The 20,600-nt window shown below is 39.3% G+C and carries 21 protein-coding genes and 1 other annotated feature; of the genes, 19 read left to right on the forward strand and 2 right to left on the reverse strand.

From position 1 onward, the window contains the following. From T408_RS0105065 to serS, 6 genes are all read left to right on the forward strand, one after another. Positions 1 to 293 (forward strand): IS3 family transposase (locus tag T408_RS0105065; RefSeq protein WP_028118987.1); only part of this gene is annotated, 293 nt, incomplete at its 5' end. Between the two features lie 122 nt (positions 294 to 415). Further along, on the forward strand, positions 416 to 1,360 hold the full coding sequence (locus T408_RS0105070) for a hypothetical protein (RefSeq protein ID WP_028118988.1): 945 nt from the start codon (positions 416 to 418) through the stop codon (positions 1,358 to 1,360). A gap of 176 nt (positions 1,361 to 1,536) precedes the next feature. After that, positions 1,537 to 2,157, forward strand: a complete 621-nt coding sequence (locus T408_RS0105075) for a 50S ribosomal protein L25 (protein ID WP_028118989.1) — start codon at positions 1,537 to 1,539, stop codon at positions 2,155 to 2,157. 70 nt (positions 2,158 to 2,227) lie between these two features. After that, positions 2,228 to 3,412, forward strand: coding sequence for a tRNA epoxyqueuosine(34) reductase QueG (queG, locus tag T408_RS0105080; protein WP_028118990.1), 1,185 nt, complete (start codon positions 2,228 to 2,230; stop codon positions 3,410 to 3,412). Further along, positions 3,405 to 3,935 carry a tRNA (cytidine(34)-2'-O)-methyltransferase gene (locus T408_RS0105085; RefSeq protein WP_028118991.1) on the forward strand — a complete coding sequence of 177 codons (531 nt, stop codon included), beginning with the start codon at positions 3,405 to 3,407 and terminating at the stop codon, positions 3,933 to 3,935. The genes queG and T408_RS0105085 overlap by 8 nt, the downstream gene beginning before the upstream one ends. A 53-nt stretch (positions 3,936 to 3,988) precedes the next feature. Further along, positions 3,989 to 4,207 (forward strand) — a binding site (T-box leader). A gap of 35 nt (positions 4,208 to 4,242) precedes the next feature. Further along, on the forward strand, positions 4,243 to 5,535 hold the full coding sequence (serS, locus tag T408_RS0105090; protein WP_028118992.1) for a serine--tRNA ligase: 1,293 nt from the start codon (positions 4,243 to 4,245) through the stop codon (positions 5,533 to 5,535). A 47-nt stretch (positions 5,536 to 5,582) separates the two neighbouring features. Here the strand turns inward: serS and T408_RS0105095 are convergent, their stop codons facing one another. Next, on the reverse strand, positions 5,583 to 6,440 hold the full coding sequence (locus tag T408_RS0105095) for an undecaprenyl-diphosphate phosphatase (RefSeq protein ID WP_235731622.1): 858 nt from the start codon (positions 6,438 to 6,440) through the stop codon (positions 5,583 to 5,585). 141 nt (positions 6,441 to 6,581) lie between these two features. Here T408_RS0105095 and T408_RS10950 point away from each other — a divergent pair, with 141 nt between their 5' ends. Then, positions 6,582 to 7,781 carry an AI-2E family transporter gene (locus T408_RS10950; protein WP_051444805.1) on the forward strand — a complete coding sequence of 400 codons (1,200 nt, stop codon included), beginning with the start codon at positions 6,582 to 6,584 and terminating at the stop codon, positions 7,779 to 7,781. Positions 7,782 to 7,799: 18 nt separating this feature from the next. Continuing rightward, on the forward strand, positions 7,800 to 8,486 hold the full coding sequence (locus T408_RS0105105; protein WP_035420176.1) for a DUF554 domain-containing protein: 687 nt from the start codon (positions 7,800 to 7,802) through the stop codon (positions 8,484 to 8,486). A gap of 139 nt (positions 8,487 to 8,625) precedes the next feature. Here the strand turns inward: T408_RS0105105 and T408_RS0105110 are convergent, their stop codons facing one another. Further along, positions 8,626 to 9,942 (reverse strand): MurT ligase domain-containing protein, encoded by a 1,317-nt coding sequence (locus tag T408_RS0105110; RefSeq protein ID WP_028118995.1) that lies wholly within the window; start codon positions 9,940 to 9,942, stop codon positions 8,626 to 8,628. A gap of 211 nt (positions 9,943 to 10,153) precedes the next feature. On the opposite strand from T408_RS0105110, the gene T408_RS0105115 reads away from it, so the two are divergent. From T408_RS0105115 to T408_RS0105165, 11 genes are all read left to right on the forward strand, one after another. Continuing rightward, complete coding sequence (locus T408_RS0105115) at positions 10,154 to 10,732, forward strand: thymidine kinase (protein WP_028118996.1); 579 nt, start codon at positions 10,154 to 10,156, stop codon at positions 10,730 to 10,732. A gap of 11 nt (positions 10,733 to 10,743) precedes the next feature. Further along, complete coding sequence (gene prfA / locus T408_RS0105120) at positions 10,744 to 11,823, forward strand: peptide chain release factor 1 (protein WP_028118997.1); 1,080 nt, start codon at positions 10,744 to 10,746, stop codon at positions 11,821 to 11,823. Beyond that, complete coding sequence (gene prmC / locus T408_RS0105125; RefSeq protein ID WP_028118998.1) at positions 11,807 to 12,685, forward strand: peptide chain release factor N(5)-glutamine methyltransferase; 879 nt, start codon at positions 11,807 to 11,809, stop codon at positions 12,683 to 12,685. The genes prfA and prmC overlap by 17 nt, the downstream gene beginning before the upstream one ends. Beyond that, complete coding sequence (locus tag T408_RS0105130; RefSeq protein ID WP_035420177.1) at positions 12,669 to 13,721, forward strand: L-threonylcarbamoyladenylate synthase; 1,053 nt, start codon at positions 12,669 to 12,671, stop codon at positions 13,719 to 13,721. Before prmC ends, T408_RS0105130 begins: the two co-directional genes overlap by 17 nt. Before the next feature lie 36 nt (positions 13,722 to 13,757). Further along, positions 13,758 to 14,396, forward strand: coding sequence for a uracil phosphoribosyltransferase (gene upp / locus T408_RS0105135; RefSeq protein ID WP_028119000.1), 639 nt, complete (start codon positions 13,758 to 13,760; stop codon positions 14,394 to 14,396). Between the two features lie 66 nt (positions 14,397 to 14,462). Next, complete coding sequence (locus T408_RS0105140) at positions 14,463 to 15,707, forward strand: hydroxymethylglutaryl-CoA reductase, degradative (RefSeq protein ID WP_028119001.1); 1,245 nt, start codon at positions 14,463 to 14,465, stop codon at positions 15,705 to 15,707. 1 nt (position 15,708) lies between these two features. After that, a complete protein-coding gene (locus T408_RS0105145; RefSeq protein WP_028119002.1) occupies positions 15,709 to 16,896 on the forward strand; it encodes a hydroxymethylglutaryl-CoA synthase in 1,188 nt (395 codons plus the stop codon). A 216-nt stretch (positions 16,897 to 17,112) separates the two neighbouring features. Next, on the forward strand, positions 17,113 to 17,328 hold the full coding sequence (locus tag T408_RS12390) for a DUF1146 family protein (RefSeq protein ID WP_035420191.1): 216 nt from the start codon (positions 17,113 to 17,115) through the stop codon (positions 17,326 to 17,328). A 59-nt stretch (positions 17,329 to 17,387) separates the two neighbouring features. Further along, entirely contained in the window at positions 17,388 to 18,686 is a 1,299-nt protein-coding gene (murA, locus tag T408_RS0105155) for a UDP-N-acetylglucosamine 1-carboxyvinyltransferase (protein WP_028119004.1), read from the forward strand. 19 nt (positions 18,687 to 18,705) lie between these two features. Continuing rightward, positions 18,706 to 19,773 (forward strand): rod shape-determining protein, encoded by a 1,068-nt coding sequence (mreB, locus tag T408_RS0105160; RefSeq protein WP_028119005.1) that lies wholly within the window; start codon positions 18,706 to 18,708, stop codon positions 19,771 to 19,773. 11 nt (positions 19,774 to 19,784) lie between these two features. Then, complete coding sequence (locus T408_RS0105165; protein ID WP_035420178.1) at positions 19,785 to 19,982, forward strand: DNA-directed RNA polymerase subunit beta; 198 nt, start codon at positions 19,785 to 19,787, stop codon at positions 19,980 to 19,982. Positions 19,983 to 20,600: the final 618 nt, after the last annotated feature.

Consider the following 20,600-nt stretch of genomic DNA (forward strand, 5'->3'; position numbering starts at 1 on the left):
GTGATCAGGGGTTTCATTATCAAAATTGGCAATGGACTGATAAATTAAAGGATAATAAGATATATCAGAGTATGTCCCGCAAGGGAAATTGCTTAGATAACGCAGCCATGGAAAATTTCTTCGGTCTACTTAAGCAAGAAATGTACTATGGAGAAGAAAGAGTCTCATTTGACGAACTCGAGAAAAGAATCAATAATTATATTCACTACTATAATCACAAGCGAGTTAAACAAAAATTGAGTGGCCTATCTCCAGTTGATTACCGAAAACAGGACACTCAATACGTTGCCTAAGTATTCAATTATAAACTCCAACTTTTGGGGGTCACATCAGGAAGGTGTATTGCTAGACTTTTAAATGGCTATTCGCTACACTAAATATAGTTAGTTTAGGTTAATAAGAAGGAGACGATTGCATGAACTTAAAAAATTCATTTCTTAAAGGAACCCTTTTATTTGGTTCTATGTTTTTATTAGCAGCTTGTGGATCGACTGATAAAGCGGATCAAGTTGAATCTACTGAAGAATCAGCAGTTGAATCAGTAAAAGATGATGCGAGCGCAGTGGTTGAATCGGTTGAATCTGAAGTAGAAGCTTCAGTAGAATCAGCTGAAGAAGCTGCCAGTGAATCAGTAGAATCAGCTGAAGAAGATGTAAAACAAGAAGAAGCCGCTAGTGAAGCTTCTGAAGAAGCAGAAGAGGCGGAGAAAGAAGCTGAAAAAGAACTCAGTGAGGCATCTGAGGCATTAGAAGAAGCCTCTGAAGAGTCTGAAAGTGCTGATACCTTAGCAGCAGTTGTTGCCGATGATGAGTCAGAAGAGTCCGTATCCGAGGAATCAGCTTCAGAAGAGTCAGCTTCAGAAGAATCAGCATCCGAAGAATCTAAAGAAGCTACTGCTATTGCCACTAAGGAAACCGTATTAGTTGATGGTGTTTACGTTCTTGAATCAGCTGAAGATCAAGATGGTTGGAACGCGAAAGCTTCTATTAAGATTGAAGATGGCAAGATTGTTGAAAGTGAATTTGATTACGAAGACGCTGAAGGAAACAAGTTATCAGAATCTAAAGAAAAATCTGAGGCCATTGAAAAATTTGCTGGTGTAGATCCAGCTGAAACCTTTAAATCTTTAACTGATCAACTAGTTGATACCCAAGATCCGGCTGAAGTTAAAGAAATTGATGGAGCTGAAGAAGCTTCTAAGATCTTTAAAGAATACGCAACGCTGCTTATCGAAAGCGCTAAGGCTGGAGCAACTAATGTGATTGTTATTGACGAAAATGGTAATCAAGTATTAGATGAAGTGACAGCAAGCACTAGCCAAGAATCAGAAGAATCTAGCTCAGAAGAATCAGCTGAGTAATTGATTTTAAAAACCTAGCTACAGCTAGGTTTTTTTATTTTGATCTTTTAAGAATCTTGCAAGCGATTAATTCATAAGAAATCCTAGCAATTCTTGCCAATATTTGATATTATATACAATGTGCGAAAATACCTTACTAATTATGCATTTTAAAATAGGTTAAAGGAGATTTGATTATGGCATTAAAAGCAGAATTAAGAACAAGTACTGGTACTGGATCAGCGAAGCGCGTTCGTCGTGAAGGTAGAATTCCAGTTTCTTTATATGGTAAAGAAATCGAAGCTATTTCTTTAACCATTGACCGTCGTGAATTTGAACAACTTTTAAGACAAGAAGGGTCTAACGCTGTTTTTGACTTAGAGTATGACGGTAATACTCAAAAAGTTTGGATCAAAGATTTTGAAGCAGCAGCTTTAAAAGATCTTATCTATTATGTTGATTTAGAAGCTATTTCAGCTAACCAAAAACTAGAAGTAGAAGTTCCGGCATTCTTAGTTAACGAAGAATCTATCAAGGTTGGTACTGCTGAATTAATTGAAAACGCCATTCTAGTTGAAACAACTCCAGATAACATTCCTCAAAACATTGAAATTGATGTCACTGGACTTGAAATCGGAGATGTCTTGACTGTTGCGGACCTTAAGGTACCAGAAAACGTGACTGTCTTGCTAGACGCTGATCAAACTGTTGTTACTGTTTCTGCCCCTATGGATGAACCTGAAGAAGTAGATCCAGATGCAGCAGTAGCTGAACCAGAAGTGATTGGTGAAGGCGAAAATGATGGAGAAGATGAATAATCATTTTTATCAAGACTAGAGGCCAGGGTTTCCTGGTCTTTTTTTGATAAGTTGTATGGAGGATGAGACCATGGTTTCTTCACAAGAATTAAAAAAATTAATTCAAGACAAAGCCCATCAAATTGGTATTGATAAAATCGGATTCACTCATGCTGGTGATTTTTCTTATATGAAAGAATCTCTTTACCAACAGAAGGCCATGGGACATACCACTGGCTTCGAACATCCTAATATTGATGAGCGTATCTATCCTGATTTAATTTTTGATCAACCTCAATCAATTATTGCTATTGCATTAGCTTACCCTTCCAGAATAAAGGATCCCACTGTGAATAACCGGGAAGTTAAAAGGGGTCAATTTGCGCGAGCTTCTTGGGGTATTGACTACCATCACATTTTAAGAGATAAGTTGGATCAGTTAGTGGACTATATACAAGAATTAGTTCCCAATAGTCGATTTAAGGCTATGGTTGATACGGGTGAGTTGATGGACGGGGTTACAGCTCAAAGAGCTGGATTAGGTTTTATTGGCAGAAACGGCCTCTTAATCACTAAAGAATATGGTTCATGGGTCTATCTAGGAGAAATCATTACTAATATTAAGTTTGAACCAGATCCACCGGTAGACTATGATTGTGGCGATTGCTACCGGTGTATCAATGCCTGTCCAACGCAAGCTTTACTCGGAGATGGCCGAATGAATGCTAGTATATGCCTTTCTTATCAGACTCAAACTAAAGGCTATATGCCGGAAAGTTACCGCAAGAAAATTAGTAACGTCATCTATGGCTGTGATATATGTCAGTTGGTCTGTCCTTATAATCAAGGCAAGGACTTTCACAATCATCCTCAAATGGAACCCGATCCTGAACAAGTTCAACCCCCACTTCGCCCCCTCCTGACTATGACTAATCGTGAATTTAAGGAAAAATACGGCGAGCTAGCTGGGGCTTGGAGAGGTAAGAAACCCATTCAAAGGAATGCCATTATTGCCCTGGCTAATACGAGAGATCGTGGAGCGATCCCCTTATTGCTTCAAGTCATGGAAGAAGATCCTAGACCGATGATAAGAGGAACCGCTGCTTGGTCTTTAAGTCAACTTGAAAAAAATCATAATTCAAGTCTAATCGAAGCGGTCGAAAATCAGATGTCCAAGGAAGAAGATCCCGAGACCCTTGCAGAGTTCAAATCAGCTATTGAAAGGTTAGAGTCCAAAAGAGAGAAACGCATGAAAAGAGGAGATACACATGGTTAAGAATCACATCGTTTTATTCGAACCGGTTATGCCGGCCAATACTGGAAATATTGCCAGAACTTGTGCAGGCACTAACGCCGCCTTGCACTTAATTCATCCACTGGGCTTCGATACCTCTGACAAAATGCTTAAAAGAGCGGGGCTTGATTACTGGGACAAGGTAGAAATATATCATCATGATGATTTAGCTAGTTTTTTAAAGGTTTTAAACGGCCGTCCTATCTATTTAGTCACTAAATTTGCTGATAAGATTTATAGTGAAGTGGATTATGCACCAGCAGGACAGGAGGATCAATTCTTTATCTTTGGTAAGGAAACAACGGGTCTACCTGAAGAATTTATGAAAGAATATAAAGAAAGTGCCATACGCATACCGATGAATGATGAGCATGTAAGATCTTTAAACTTGTCAAATACGGTGAGTATTATTCTTTTCGAAGTATTACGGCAGCAGAACTTCTCAGGCTTAGAAAAGATTCATCATTATCAAGATACTGATAAGGCCAAGCGTTTAGATTGGTAGCCTTAACGAGTAGTAGCGGCATTTTGTTGACAAAGTCTTCAGAACTTCATATAATTAAAGAAATGAGAGATGATTAGTAGCAAGTGGATATTATCAGAGAGTTAGCGGCTGGTGCGAGCTAATAATTGAACCTTGTCAATCCCCATCTTATTCAGACTATGAAAGCTAGATTAAGTAGTTCCGGTGACACCGTTAACGTTTTAAGAGCAAGCTATCTTAATTAGGTGGCTTGAAATTAGGTGGTACCGCGAATTTAGCCCTTCGTCCTATTTTGGATGATGGGCTATTTTTTAAGGAGGAAGAATGTATGTTAGACCGTAAATTATTAAGAAACCATTTTGCTGAAGTGAGCCAACAATTACAAACTCGAGGGGTAAAGCCGGAAGATATAAGTGGCTATGAAGAAATTGATCAAAGAAGACGAGATCTCATTGTGGAAGCAGAGGAAGCAAAAAAACTTCGCAACCAAGTGAGTCAAGAAATTTCAGAATTAAAACGGAACAAGGAAGATGCTCAAGAAAAAATTCAAGACATGCAGAACTTGGGAGCTAAAATTAAAGAAATGGACCAAGAATTACACCAATTGGAAGAAGATTTGGCCCAGATTGAACACCGTCTACCCAACCTGCCAGCGGAGGGAGTACCGGTCGGGGAAGATGAAGAAGCGAATGAGGAAATTAAGCGTTGGAGTCAGCCAACTGAATTTGATTTTGAACCACTTAACCACTGGGACATCGCGGAGAATTTAGGTATCTTGGACTTTGAACGAGGAGCTAAGGTTGCTGGTGCTCGATTTGTTTATTATCGTGGCCTAGGGGCTCGTTTGGAACGTGCCTTGTATAATTTTATGTTAGATACGCATAATAAGCATGGCTACATTGAGATGATCCCTCCTTATATTGTCAACGAAAAAGCCATGTTTGGTACAGGACAATTCCCTAAATTCAAAGAGGATGTCTTCCAGTTGCAAGATGATCGTGGCTTAAACTTAATTCCAACAGCAGAAGTACCATTAACAAACTATTATGCAGATGAAATTCTAGCTTTGGAAGATTTGCCAACTAAATTTACAGCCATGTCTCCTTCATTTAGATCAGAGGCAGGTTCAGCTGGACGTGACACACGTGGCTTGATCCGGATGCATCAATTCCATAAAGTTGAGTTAGTAAAAATTGCCCATCCTGACCATTCCTTCGAGGAGCTTGAGACAATGACTGCTAATGCTGAAGCTATTTTAGAAGCTTTGAAGATTCCTTATCGTACCATTGTTCTATCAACTGGAGATATGGGATTCTCAGCTGCTAAGACTTATGACATCGAAGCATGGGTACCGGGTCAGGCAACTTATCGAGAAATTTCTTCTTGTTCAAATTGTACTGATTTCCAAGCTCGTAGAGCTAAGATTCGTTTCAGAGATAGTGATGATAAGGTTAAATTTGTCCATACTCTAAACGGTTCTGGAGTAGCGGTAGGCCGGGCTGTGGTTGCTGTTCTAGAAAATTACCAACAAGCAGATGGTAGTGTTAAAATTCCTGAAGTGCTTGTTCCATATATGGGCGGGGTCACTGAAATTACAAAGGAAAATGCCCTGGGAATATAAAAATAACCTTCTTGGCAACTTTACTAGGAGTTGCCAAGAAGGTTTTTTTATGAAAATAGGAAGTAGAGAATAATAACAGCGCCCAAGATAATCCGATAATAACCAAAAGCTGTAAAGTCATTTCTTTGAATATAATTTAGCAAGAAACGAATAGCAATCACTGAGACTAGAAAGGCAACGACCATACCAAAGACAAGATAGATCAATTCTGAAAGCGTAAAGGTAAAGCCAGTTGAAAGTAGCTTAATTAATTTGTAGCCACTGGCACCAACCATAGCTGGCAGGCTGAGAAAGAAAGAAAACTCTGTTGCCAAGGGTCTGGATGCACCGATTAAGAGTCCACCAATAATGGTAGAACCAGATCTAGAAGTGCCAGGAATAATCGAGAGAGCTTGAAACAATCCAATCTTGAAGGCATCAGCAAAGGAAAGTTCATCAAAGCTATCGATCACTTGAGCATGTCTGGCTTGGCCTTGGTTTCTTTCAATCCAGATAAAGATGAGCCCATAGACGATTAAGGCGATGGCGACAACAATGGGATTATAAAAATAAGTGTCCATATAGTCATTTAAAATAAAGCCAAAAGCTGCCACTGGAATCGATGCAAAGGCTACTTTAAACCAGATGATCCAAGTATCTTTACGCTCTTCACTGGATTTGGATAGGGCGAAAGGATTCAATTTATGGAAGTAAAGTATAACGACTGCAAAGATGGATCCTAATTGAACTAGAACAAAGAAAAGTTCACGAAACTCTGGTCGTAAAAGAAGAGGCATGAAATCCTCAATGATAATCATGTGACCAGTTGAAGAAATCGGAAGCCACTCAGTAATTCCCTGAACGACACTTAAGATAAATATTTTTAATAGTTCAATTAAGTCAATCAGACTTTCAAAAGTTTGCAAAATATCACCTCATTATTTTATTGAATCATTATACCGCAAAAAGCTAAAGATGTATATTAGCCTTTATGATAGGAATAGGAAAAGGCGAGCGCTATTCTAAGAAATATGTTAAAATAATAAAAGCTTGAAATGAGGTGCCTTATGAACATAAAAGAATCCAAATCACCTGTGTCCGCTTTTTTTGAGCGGTTTTTGAATAATCAAGGAGTCGTAAATTTATTGATAATTTTACTCGTTTTTCTGATTATCTTTACCTTTACTAAAATATCCTATTTATTTGATCCGATCCGATTAATAATTAACTTGCTAGCTTTCCCGATTATTGGGGCAGTTGTTCTCTACTACTTATTTAGGCCTTTGGTTAGCTTTTTAGTTCGGCAACAAATTGACCGCCGCCTAGCCGTCTGGCTCATTTTCCTAGCCTTCATATTACTTATTATTTGGGGTATTAATAGTTTAATTCCAGTACTGCAACATCAGTGGGAGTCTCTATTGTTTAACATTCCCCGTTATACAAATCAAATTCAAAAGTTTATTGATTCCCTCCCTTTAAATGAAATTGATTTTTCTTTTTCACCTAGTCTTGAAAGCTTGTTGGCTAGTTTTGATTTTGCTAATATATCGAATCGTTTCAACCAAGTGTTAACTTCCACCTTCGGAGGAATTGGGAATGTTTTAGGGACAGTAAGTCAGTTCATCGCTGGATTTTTAACTATGCCTGTGATTTTATATTATTTATTAACTGAAGATTACAAACTATCACATTATGTTCTTTACTTTTTGCCGACTAAATACGTAGAACCTGGTAAACGAATTATTTATAAGTCCAACTATCAAGTGGCTCAATATATTCGTGGTCAAATCATCGTAGCTCTGATTGTTGGCTGCATGTTTGCTATTGGTTATTCAATAATTGGCTTGGATTATGGTGTTTTATTAGCTGTGATTGCTGGATTTTGTAATGTGATTCCCTATCTAGGGTCCATTATAGCTGTTATACCGGCCTTGGTCATTGGTGCTTTAACAAGTCCAATTATGCTAGTCAAGGTTATCTTAGTCTTGTCAGTTGAACAATTTATTGAGGGACGCTTTGTCTCTCCTCAAGTGTTAGGTAATAATATGGAAATTCACCCGCTGACTATTTTATTTATTTTATTAATTGCGGGACGTTTGTTTGGCGTTAGTGGGGTCATTTTAGGGGTACCAGTTTATGCTATCTTAAAAGTTTTATTTACAGAAATATTCCAAATATTTCGTAAGCGGTCAAACCTCTATCTGAACCATCCAATACCAGAGGAAAAAGGACCCGACGGTCCAATTATTTATCGCGATCATGATTAAGAGAATAGAGGGATTACTATGGGGGCATTGGTTAACGGTGTAACAATTTTTATTATGGGCGCAGTGGGTTTGGGATTAAAGCGTGGCATTCCTAAGCGACTTACTGATCGACTGATCCAAGCTGTTGGTCTGTGTGTGATTGGCATGGGAATTTCAGGTTTGGTCACTGGAAATAACACACTTGTCCTTATTTTATCCATGCTTATTGGGACGCTTCTAGGAGAGGGATTAGATATCGACGCAAGGGTGATTCGCTTTGTTGACCGCTTAGAAGCCAATCTCCAGAAGAATTCAGACCAAGGCTTAAATCTTAAACAAGGTTTTATTAGTGCGACTATGATATTTTGTGTTGGGTCGATGGCCATTGTAGGATCATTAGAGAGCGGCTTATTAGCGGACCATACCACCCTCTATACCAAAAGTTTATTGGATGGGATTACTGCTATGCTCCTTTCTAGCTCTCTAGGCCTGGGCGTCTTATTATCAGGATTACCTGTTTTCTTATTTGAAGGGGCGATTACTTTGCTAGCTATTTTTTTGCAACCCTTTTTGTCAGATTTGGTGATAACTGAAATGGTGAGTGTAGGCTCCTTACTTTTAGTGGCTTTAGGATTAAATATGATCAAAGTGACTGACTTTAAAATAATGAATTTCACACCCGCCATTTTTATGCCTATCTTTTTATTTATGATTCCTGGCCTTTAATAGCGGGCATGGTAGGAAAATCAAGGTTATTTATATCATTAGCATGGGTAAAATTAAACGCTTCCCCAATCCTTATCCAAAAGGGTTGGGGAAGCGTTTTTTTGCAAATAAGTATTGACTTTTGTTTCTTATAGAGATTTTACAAATAGCCTTTATCAGTCAACAGCTTACTTAAATCGGCTAAAGCAGTAAAAGTGGCTAATACATGGACGCGCTCTGTAGGGGCCTCTTGAATGGCTGGAATCACCTGATCAAGTGAGTCTAATTCACTTAATTTATTTTCAGGAATATCAGCTTGAAGGAGTCGTTCAGTCATGGCTTCTTTACACATGCCTCCAGAGAAGAAATGTCTGATGGGATAATCATTCAGGAGCTGGAAGTTCCCCTGCCAAATCCAATCAATGTCTTGACCATCAGCATAGTTATTGTTTAATAAGACAAAGACGGTGGATTCTTCTTCTTCAAATGCTAACAGATCGATGATTTGATTTAAGCCCACTGGGTTTTTCACCAAGTTTAATTGGACTTTCTTGCCGTCAACATTCACTTCTTCTTGTCTTCCGGCTACTCGTTCAGCGTGTTCCATCCCTGATTGAATAGCATCACTTGGGACACCGAGAAAGTGAGCGAGTGAGTAGGCAGCTAAAGCATTATAAATATTATATAAACCAGCAATAGGCAGATGGAAAGTTTGCCCATCAAATTCAAAACTTGAGCCATCAAGATCTTGATGGATAACTTTATTTAACTGGAAAGTTAACTCTGGTCGGTGGAGCTTGCAAGATGGACACTCATAGTTACCCAATGAGCCGTAAGTTGTCGAATGGTAGATTAATTCATGACCACAAGCCGGGCATTTTGTTGCTGTGTTTGGTGAAGGTTGAGTTATACCTTGGGTGAAACCAAAATATAATTTAGGATTGGTGACCGGCATATTAGCAAATAGGGGTAGATCACCGTTAGCTATAATTGTCGCCTGGGGAGCTTGCTCAGCTGCTTCTAGCAGGAGTTGGTAGACAGCTTCAACGCTATTGAAGCGATCGACTTGATCTTCAAAAAGATTAGTAAAGACCATCACACTCGGCTGCAGATGCTTTACAACATGTTTTAATGATCCTTCATCCACTTCTAGGATAGCTAACCCTTTCTGATTTAATGCGGGAGCAGTTAGAAAGCTTGAAACAATTCCTTGTTGCATATTAGCACCGGTGGCATTGGTTAATACTTGATCTCTTACTTGCTTGACCGCTTGTACGGATAAAGAAGTAGTAAGGGTTTTTCCATTTGTCCCTGTTATGATAGCCACTTCATAATCCTGACTGATGGTTGATAATAAGTCGGGATCAATACTTAAGGCTAACTTCCCAGGAAGGGCAGAACCACCTTGAGTGAAAGTTTTTAGAAACCAAGCGCTTGATTTTCCAATTGCTAATGCTAGTTGACTCTTCATAGTCATAATGATCGCTCCTTTTTATTGAATAAAACCACCAATTATTATGGTGGTCTTTGGGGTTAAGGTCAAGAAAAAATGTTGGAATTTTTGTGGAGTATTGTTTCCTACTGTCTAACTATCTGAAATTCATGTATAATAGTTGAGGTTGAGTAAACATGATGCTTACTCAGGATAGTGGCTCCTTAAAGCAAGGAGTGGAGTTAGGAGATGTGAGATGGCTAAATTATACTTTAAATACGGAACGATGAATAGTGGTAAGTCGCTTGAGATTATTAAGGTAGCTCATAATTATGAAGAGCAAGACAAGCCAGTAATGATTTTCACTAGTGCCTTGGATGACCGCCAAGAAGTGGGGAAAGTATGGAGTCGAGCTAATTTTGAACGACCAGCTATTCCTATCTATTCTTCGACAAATATTTTTGAAGAAGTTGCCAAGGTCAAAAAAAGAATTTATTGTGTTTTAATTGATGAAGTGCAATTTCTGGACCGAGAACATATCATCCAACTCACACAAATATGCGACCAATTAAAAATTCCAGTGATGGCATTTGGTTTGAAAAACGATTTTCAAAATAATTTGTTTGAAGGGTCACAGAACATGCTTGTCTATGCTGATAAGATAGAGGAAATTAAGACGATCTGTTGGTTCTGCGACAAGAAAGCAACGATGAACTTACGGCTAAATAATGGTCAACCTGTTTATGAAGGGGAGCAAATTCAAATTGGGGGAAATGATCAGTACTTACCTGTGTGTCGAAAACATTACAATGAACCTTGTATCAAGAGTCTTTAAGGAGGAATTCAATGTTTGAACAATTAGATAGTTTGATTATTCGCTATGAAGAAATTAACGAGATGTTAGCGGATCCTGAAGTTATTTCAGATAGTGATCGCCTGAGAGAGTTGACCATTGAAGAGGCCGACTTACGGCCAAAGGTTCAAAAGATCAAGCGCTACAAAGAAGTCGAAGAAGAAATTAAAGACACCGAGGAATTGTTACACGATACAAGTGACGAAGACTTAACGGAAATGGCTAAGGAAGAATTGACCAGCCTCAAGGAAGAAAAGGAAACATTAGAAGAAGAAATCACGCTCTTGATGCTTCCAGAAGACCCTAACGATGGCAAGAATATCATCATGGAAATTCGTGGGGCAGCGGGTGGTGATGAGGCCCAATTATTCGCTGGAGACCTTTTAAATATGTATACTCATTATGCAGACAAGCAAGGTTGGCGGACTGAGGTACTCGATGCTAATATCACTGGTATTGGTGGTTATAAGGAAGTCACCCTGATGATTACCGGTCAAAACGTATATAGTAAACTAAAATTTGAAAATGGCGCCCACCGAGTTCAACGAGTACCCGAGACAGAATCTCAAGGACGCGTTCATACCTCTACAGCCACTGTCGTGGTTATGCCAGAAGTTGAAGAAGTAGATTTTGAATTGGATCCTAAAGATATCCAAATGGATGTCTTCCGCGCCAGTGGGGCCGGTGGCCAGCACGTTAACAAAACAGAATCCGCTGTTCGCTTAACTCACCTTCCAACTGGCATCGTCGTGTCTATGCAAGACCAACGTTCACAACAACAAAACAGGGATAAGGCCATGAAAATTCTTTCGGCACGGGTATATGACAAGATTTCTTCAGAGGCCCAAGCTGAAATTGACCAAGAACGTAAATTAGCAGTTGGAACAGGGGACCGCTCGGAGCGTATTCGGACCTATAACTACCCCCAAAACCGGGTCACCGATCACCGAATTGGTTTAACCATCCAACAATTGGATTCAATTATGGGGGGTAATTTAGATGAGATTGTTGATGCGCTTGTTCTATATGACCAAACGCAAAAATTGGAGGAATTGAATGGACCTAGCATCTAACGCTAGCTTGAGGGAGGTCCATCAATGGTCACGTCATTTCTTAGAAAGACATGGCCATGATCCCGCCAGTAGCCAACACTTACTCCAGTGGCTTCTAGACATGACCTTAACAGATTGGGTCTTTCGCTTGAATCAGCCACTTTCATCTGATGAATTAGCCTGGGTTCACCAAGGCTTAAAACGATTAGTTGAGGATGAGCCTATTCAATATATAGTTGGTTATGGTGAATTTATGGGTGACCGCTTCAAGGTGACCCCGTCTACCTTGATTCCACGTGAGGAAACGAGTGGCTTAATCCAGATCGCTCAGGAATTACTTAGTTGTGAGCAAAGTTTAACGATTCTTGATATTGGAACGGGAAGTGGCATTTTAGCTATCCAACTGGCTCGTACCTTTAAGCAAGCTCAGGTAACAGCTTTGGATATTTCTATTGATGCCTTGGAGGTAGCAAAAGAAAATGCCGAACAATATGGTTGTCAGATTCATTTTCTTGAAAGTGACTTGTGCCAAGAATTGGATCCGCATTCTAAATTTGATTTAATCGTGTCCAATCCACCTTATATCTCTTTGGCGGAAAAGGGCGAAATGGATGCAAGTGTTCGTCAGTACGAGCCCCCATCAGCCTTATATGCAGACCAACACGGGTTATATTATTATTATCAACTAGCTGAACAGTTACCTAAGCATATTCAAGATACAAGTTTGATTTTATTAGAAATTGGCTACCATCAAGGACCGGCAGTGCAAGCAATTTTTCAAGATGCCTTAGCAGGTCGTCGGGTTTCAATCAGACAAGATTGGAATGGCTTGGATCGATACGTCATTATAGAAGGAGTGGGAAGTCTTGAAGACAAGTCCTAGAGATACAAAAGTGTTTCAAGCTGATCAGTTGGATCAAGCAGCCCAGTTACTTCAAGCGGGAGAACTAGTCGCTTTTCCAACTGAGACGGTTTATGGTTTAGGCGCCATCGCCAATAATGATCAGGCTGTTCGTTCAGTATATCAAGCCAAGGGTCGCCCGAGTGATAATCCATTAATTGTTCATGTCTGCAAGCAGGAGGGGATTGACCAATATGTCGAAGCTATTTCTCCCCAGGCACAAGTTCTAATGGATGAATTTTGGCCGGGTCCCTTGACAATCATATTTCCTTGCAAAAGAGGGATCTTCGCACCTAGTGTGACAGGGGGAATGGATACGGTCGCGATAAGAATGCCGAGACAAGCTTTAACTTTGGCTTTGATAGAGGAAGTCGGATTTCCTCTAGTTGGCCCGAGCGCTAATCTATCTGGAAAGCCATCACCAACTCAGGTTGACCACGTGTTGCATGATCTTGCAGGGCTTATTAGTGGGGTTGTAGCGAACAATCTTCCCTTTACGGATATTGGTGTAGAGTCAACGGTCGTATATCCTGAGGCTGATCAAATTAGTATCTTACGTCCCGGCGCGATTACTCAGTCGATGATTCAAGCGGTGAGTGATCTACCTGTTATTGTCAAATCAGCCCATCAACAAATTGAATCAGCAACACCAGTGGCTAGTCCCGGTGTTAAATATCGACACTACTCACCTAAACAACCAGTAGAAAGTGTTTCAAGTGATTATAGCTATCAAGATTGGAAGCGAATCATTGAAGGCTACCAGGAAATATCTATTGGGATTCTAGCCAGTCAAGAAATAATCGATCATTTAAAAGATTGCCCCAATATTGTCTCTACTTATAGTTTAGGGAGTCATCAGGAAGCATTTATTGAAAGTGCGACGAGACATCTCTTTTCTGGACTACGCTCTTTGGAAGAAAGTGATTGTCAATTGATTTTAGTTGAGCTACTAGCTAATGAAGAAGCTAGTCAGGCTTACTTAAACCGATTATCTAAAGCGAGTAGAAATATGCTATAATAATTTAGAATTAAGAAGATTTAAGGAGGAAAAGAAATGGCAAAAGTAAAAGTTTTAGACCACCCATTAATTCAGCATAAATTATCAATCTTACGTGATGAAAATACCTCTACTAAGGACTTTCGCGAGGTCACTAACGAGATTGGTATGTTGATGGTTTATGAAATCACCCGAGATCTTCCTTTAGAAGATATTGAGATTCAAACCCCAATTACTCGTTCTACGCAAAAGCACCTAGCTGGAAAAAAATTAGCCTTAGTCCCAATCTTACGTGCGGGTCTGGGGATGGTGGATGGGATTCTTCGTTTGATTCCAGCTGCTCGGGTCGGACATATTGGAATGTACCGGGATCCGGAAACATTAGAAGCCGTTGAATATTTTGCCAAGTTGCCACAAGATATTTCTGAACGTCAAGTTTTTGTAGTTGACCCAATGTTGGCTACGGGTGCTTCTGCGATTGCTGCCTTAGATCAGCTAGTGAATAAGTATGAAGTTAAACCTGAAAATATCTCATTTGTTTGTCTGGTATCTGCCCCAGAAGGTGTTGAGGCTATCAAGCAAGCTCATCCAGAAGTTGATATTTATACTGCAGCCTTGGATGAAAAGTTAAATGACCATGGCTACATTGTGCCTGGCTTGGGTGATGCCGGCGACCGGATTTTTGGAACAAAATAAATTTTCCAGACATCTCTCCACTAAAAATTTTAGGGGTGGGATGTCTTTTTTTAGGAGGGGTGTTAGGTGAATTTATTTAGTGGTTTTTATAAGTTATCTCCTGAAGAAAGATTAGAACGGCTAGAAGAATTAAAACTCATTGACTCTGTCAAAAAAGTGACTTTGCCAGAAGAATTGGCCATGACTATGAGTGAAAATTATCTATTTAATTTTGAGTTACCTTTAGGGGTTGCAGTCAACTTCAATGTCAATGATAAGCAGTACGTTGTTCCGATGGTAATCGAAGAGCCCTCAGTTGTAGCAGCAGCTAGCAATGCAGCTAAGATCCTTCGATCATTTACAGGAGTTTTTCCCAAGCGTGAATTAATTGGGCAAATCATTATTACGGACATTAGTGATTCTGATAGAATGATTGATAGGCTAAATCAGCATAAAGAATATCTCTTGGAACAAGCTCGGTCAGTGAATCTTTCGATGATTAAGCGTGGTGGTGGTCCGAAAGATATCTTTTTTGACCAGTATCAAGGAGCAGTCAGTCTTTATTTGACTTATGATTCTTGTGATGCGATGGGAGCTAATGCTATTAACACGACCTTGGAACATTTAACTAGTTATGTTGAGTCTCTAATTGATTCTCCAGTGTTGATGGCTATCTTGTCTAACTATAATCCTGATGCAACTGTTAAGGTGACTAGTCAAGTTTCTTTTAACGACTTAGGATCCAATTCAGAAGCTGGTTTTGAATTAGCAAAACGGATTGTAGCTGCAAGTGAATATGCTAAATTAGATCCCTATCGAGCTGTGACTCATAATAAGGGAATTATGAATGGTATTGATGCTTTATTACTAGCTACAGGTAATGATTTTAGAGCCGTAGAAGCGGCTTGTCATGCCTTCGCCAGTCGAGAGGGTAGCTATCAAGGCTTAAGCAATTGGTCACTTGATTTGACTGGTCAACAGCTTGTTGGACATCTCGAACTACCAATCAATCTAGCTACACTTGGAGGAACGATTGGCGTCAACCCGACGGCTCAATGGTCGCTGGATTTGCTAGGACGACCCAGCGCCAAAGAATTATCCATTCTAGCATGTTCAGTAGGTTTAGCTTCCAATTTTGCAGCCTTAAAGGCCCTAGTTAGCGAAGGCATCCAGAGAGGACATATGAGCCTTCAAAGTCGTGTCTTGGCTGCCCAGGCGGGGGCTATTGGAGAAGAAATTGATGATTTAAGTCGTCAACTCAATCAGTCTGGACAAATTAATAGACAGCAGGCCTATCACTTATTAAATAAAATGCGCAGAAAGGAGATGTGAAATGACAATAGGTATTGAAAAAATAGGTTTGTATATTCCTAGTTACTATCTAGATATGGTAGCATTAGCTGCGGAAAGAGGAGTAGATCCCAACAAATTTATTATAGGTATCGGTCAAGAGGAGATGGCAGTTCCCGGCCCTAATGAAGACATTGTCAGTATGGCTGCTAATGCGGCAGACTCGATTTTAGATTCTGAAGATAAACAGTTGATTGATCAAGTTATTTTTGCCACTGAATCTGCTTTTGATTATTCAAAAGCAGCAGCCACCTACGTACATGATTTATTGGAGATTCAAGCTTTTGCTAAAGCATATGAAGTCAAGCAAGCTTGTTATGCAGGAACAGCGGCTTTATTGGCCGGTAGAGATTATATTGCCAATAATCCTGGACGTAAAGTTCTGGTACTAATGGCCGATATTTCAAGATATGGCTTAGCTAGTTCTGGAGAACCTACTCAAGGAGCAGGGGCAGTCGCGATTCTCTTGAGCGACCAAGCTCAAATTTTGGCTCTAGATAACCACTCTCTAGCTTATACTAGCCACGCGCACGATTTTTGGCGACCAACAGATTCTGAATATGCACTTGTTGATGGTCATGGATCGACAGCCTTATATCAAGAAATATTTGTTGAGATTATCCGTGAGTACCAAAACCGTTATCCTAACCTTTTAGAAGAAATTACTAGTATCTATTTCCATTTGCCATTCACTAAAATGGGGCAAAAAGCTCTAGGGGCGGTTAAGGAAAAGCTAGAGGACCGGTTGACTAGTGACCGAGTAGATAAGTGGCTCCATCGTTATCAAGCAAGTCGTATTTTAGGTTCAAAAATTGGAAACACTTATACTGCTTCCTTATACATTAGTTTTCTATCAGCCCTCTTATTTGATCATGAGCTTCAAGTAGGTGAGCGAATTGCCTTCTTTTCTTATGGATCTGGAGCTGTGGCTGAGCTGTTTACAGGTCGTTTACTGCCCGGTTTTGAACAGGTGGTTAATAGCGACTCGATAAAGCATCTGTTTGAAGATCGGCAGTCTGTTAGCGTGGCTCAATATGAAGAGCTTTATCTGGATCAAGTCAATAGTTCCAGCAACCGTATATTTAGCCCGTTAAAGGGTAAGCGAAGATTTTATCTTCATCAAGTCCAAGATCAAATAAGAATCTATGGCGATAATAAAAAAGATAAATAAAATAATAAATAGGACACTATGGAGTCTTTCATTGAAATTTCATATGTGTCTTTTTTAATGGCTTCAAATGCTGAATGAAGTAGGTTGGCCTCTATTCAGTCAGATGACAGTTAACAAAAAGGACAACTTGGAATTTTTATTTAATTTGAATTAATTAGCTTTTATGCTATTATAAATTTGAGCTAGGAGGCGAATTTTGTGACAATATTTTATGGTATGGCAGTACTCATTGTTCGCATTACTTTCGTATTCTTGAGCTACTTTATTTTGCGAGGTCTCAATTGGCGTGAATTACTGTCCAATCGAAACTTTTATTTAGCTCAGTACTTATGTCTTTTAACAAGTATCGCTTTAGGTCATTTAGTGGGGTCTTTTTTTATCACCACTATTGAGATTTTAAGAGACACTTTCCTGGCTATTTATTACAATTGATAGTTGAATCTGAAGTCGCTCCAACTTCAGATTTTCTTAACAAAGGAGAATTATTAATAATGGAAGAAATTATTGTACAAGGTGGTCAACGACTTGAAGGAATTGTAAAGGTTGAAGGTGCTAAGAATGCTGTCTTACCTATTTTGGCTGCTAGTATCTTAGCTCAGGACAGCCCAACAATTCTGAAGAACGTCCCCATCTTGTCTGATGTTTTTACTCTTAATGAATTATTAAATAATATCAATGTAAAAACTGACTTTGATCAAGCTACCAATACTATGACCTTAGATGCAACTGGAGACGTTGCGTCAATTGCTGATTACGATTTTGTCTCTAAGATGCGCGCTTCAATTGTGGTTATGGGTCCTTTATTAGCTCGTTATGGTCACGCCAAGGTTGCTTTACCTGGAGGCTGTGCGATTGGGACACGTCCAATTGACCTACACTTGAAGGGGTTCGAGGCTTTGGGCGCTAAGATAGATAGTCAATCAGGCTATGTGGAAGCTTCATGTGACCAATTAGTTGGGGCTCGAATCTATTTGGATTTTCCAAGTGTCGGGGCTACTGAGAATATCATGATGGCTGCTACAATGGCAAAAGGAGTAACAATTCTAGAAAATGTGGCTCAGGAGCCTGAAATTGTGGATTTAGCTAACTTCCTTAATAAGATGGGAGCCAAAGTGACAGGCGCAGGTACTGAGATCATCAAAATTCAAGGAGTTGAAAAACTTCATGGAACCCAGCATAGTGTGATTCCTGACCGAATTGAGGCAGGGACATTTATGGTAGCAGCTGCTGTAACTGGCGGAGATGTACTTGTAGAAGGAGCTATTCGTGACCATAATCGCCCACTTATTAGTAAGTTAGAAGAAATGGGCGTTAAATTTGAAGAATATCAAAATGGTATCCGAGTATTTGGCCCAGACAAGCTAAAAGCGACTGATGTAAAAACACTTCCATATCCTGGCTTTCCGACAGATATGCAATCGCAAATGACCATTGCTCAATTATTAGCAGAAGGCACTAGTGCCTTGAATGAGACGGTTTTTGAAAATCGTTTTATGCATTTTGAAGAATTACGTCGAATGGGAGCTAAATTTACGATTGAACGTCAAACTGTCATTATGTACGGACCTAATCATTTAACAGGTGCCCGCGTTAAGGCTACTGATTTAAGAGCAGCCGCCGCTCTTGTTATTGCTGGCTTATGTGCAGAAGGAATTACGCGTGTTAGTGAATTGAAGTATTTAGACCGAGGTTATTATCGTTTCCATGAAAAATTAAAAGACCTAGGTGCTAATATTGAACGGATTAAGCATAGTCAAGACGTTCAGGTGAGTGATAAAGTTAGAATATAGTATGAATTGAGGCTTAGACATGGCTAGAGAAATTGGAATTGACTTAGGAACAGCCAATGTCTTGATTCACTTGAAGGGCCATGGGATTGTTCTCAACGAACCTTCCCTGGTAGCAGTTGATAAGACCAACGATGAGATTGTAGCAATTGGTAAAGAAGCCAGAGAAATGATCGGTCGAACCTCGCAGTCGATTGAAGTGATTCAACCTTTAAAGGGGGGTGTCATTTCGGATTTTGCCTTAACAGAAGCCATGCTGGTGTTATTTTTTGAAAGAATCTATCAGCGCCAGTTATTTTCAAGACCTGATGTGTTAATTTGTGCTCCCACAAATGTAAGTGAAGTTGAAAAAATAGCTTTGGTCGAGGCCATGCAGCAACTTGGAGCAGGCAATATATTTGTTGAAGAAGAAGCAAAAATTGCCGGAATCGGAGCGGGAATTGACATACTAAATGCTAGTGGTAACATGGTCATCGATATAGGTGGTGGAACGACGGATATTGTTGTTCTTTCTGGGAAGGATATTGTTGCAAGTGAATCCATAAAACTAGCCGGGGATGACTTTGATCAAAGAATTATCCAATTCATCCAAGATCAAGATCAATTATTAATTGGGCAACGGACAGCTGAAGCAGCAAAATGTGCGATTGCTTCAGCTACTCTGTTGACAGATAAAGAACTTGTTTCCTATGAAGTTAAGGGTCGTGATTTGGTATCAGGATTGCCTCGCGCGATTAATATTGATTCCAATGATATCTATTTAGCTCTCAGGGATCAATTAATCATTATTGCTAGAACCGCTAAAAGGGTATTAGAATCAGTGCCTCCTGAACTACAAGCCGACATCTTTGAGCGAGGGGTTATGTTAACGGGTGGCGGAGCAATGATTTATAACATGGATTCTTTCTTAAGTCATCATTTGGCGGTGACGGTCATTAAAGCCGAACAACCCATGTCTTGTGTTGCAATCGGTAGTGGATTGATGCTAGATCTAATCAAAAACGGTGACCTTGAGACTCTTTCCTCTAATAACAAGCGATCAATTTGGCAACGTTTCACTAAATGGTGGCGTACTAGACTAGGTATATGAGGAGGGGAATTATGAACCATAACGGTCTCTCATATTCTTCATTCAACGAAACTTTAAAGTTATTAGGTAAGATTTTAATTTTTATTCTGATACTTGTGATCTTTTTTATCATCGGTTTATTTATTGGTTATTGCCTCATCGGTGATGGGAAATATTGGGAAGTTTTGAATCAAGATACTTGGCAACATATTGTTAATTTTATTGAGTGATTATCATAGATTTATTTAGCAGACATTTTCAATAGTGATAAATATCTTACTAACATTGTGCTAGATTAAGATATAGATGCAGTATTGATTCAATGTCTGTTTTTTTGTATTTGAGTCAAGGATTGTCCGTAACTTATGCTATAATTGGTGGTAAAGATACTAAGGGGTGAGAGAATTGCCAAGTTCATTTGTTTGGGGTGAGATAGTAATGTATCTGTTACCCATTTTGTCTATCTACTATTTCAAGCGCTACTCTTTTCCTCAACTTAGACAGATAATGGGTTGGCGGATAACCCTGGCCATTTATTGCTTGCCCATATTAATGGTTTTAATATCATCTTTAAGTGTTCTCATCTATGATTTTAATTTATTACCGCTTATCTTGTTTATTTCCACTATTGTTTTGCTGATGGTTTTATACCAGCAAGCCAAAAATCCTAAAACAGGCCCCTTTAGGTTTAAACGTTTTTATTTACCTGCAAGTAAAATACTGTTTACTCTTTTTTTCTTTTTTGTCTTATCACTCATACTGCTCAGATTTTACACTTATTTTAGATAATTTTATTCTTGAATCAAAGTAAGATTTTTCTTCAAATTCGTTTGCAAACGGAAGGCGTG

Source organism: Hutsoniella sourekii ATCC 700629 (genome assembly GCF_000518205.1).
GTDB lineage: Bacteria > Bacillota > Bacilli > Lactobacillales > Aerococcaceae > Hutsoniella > Hutsoniella sourekii.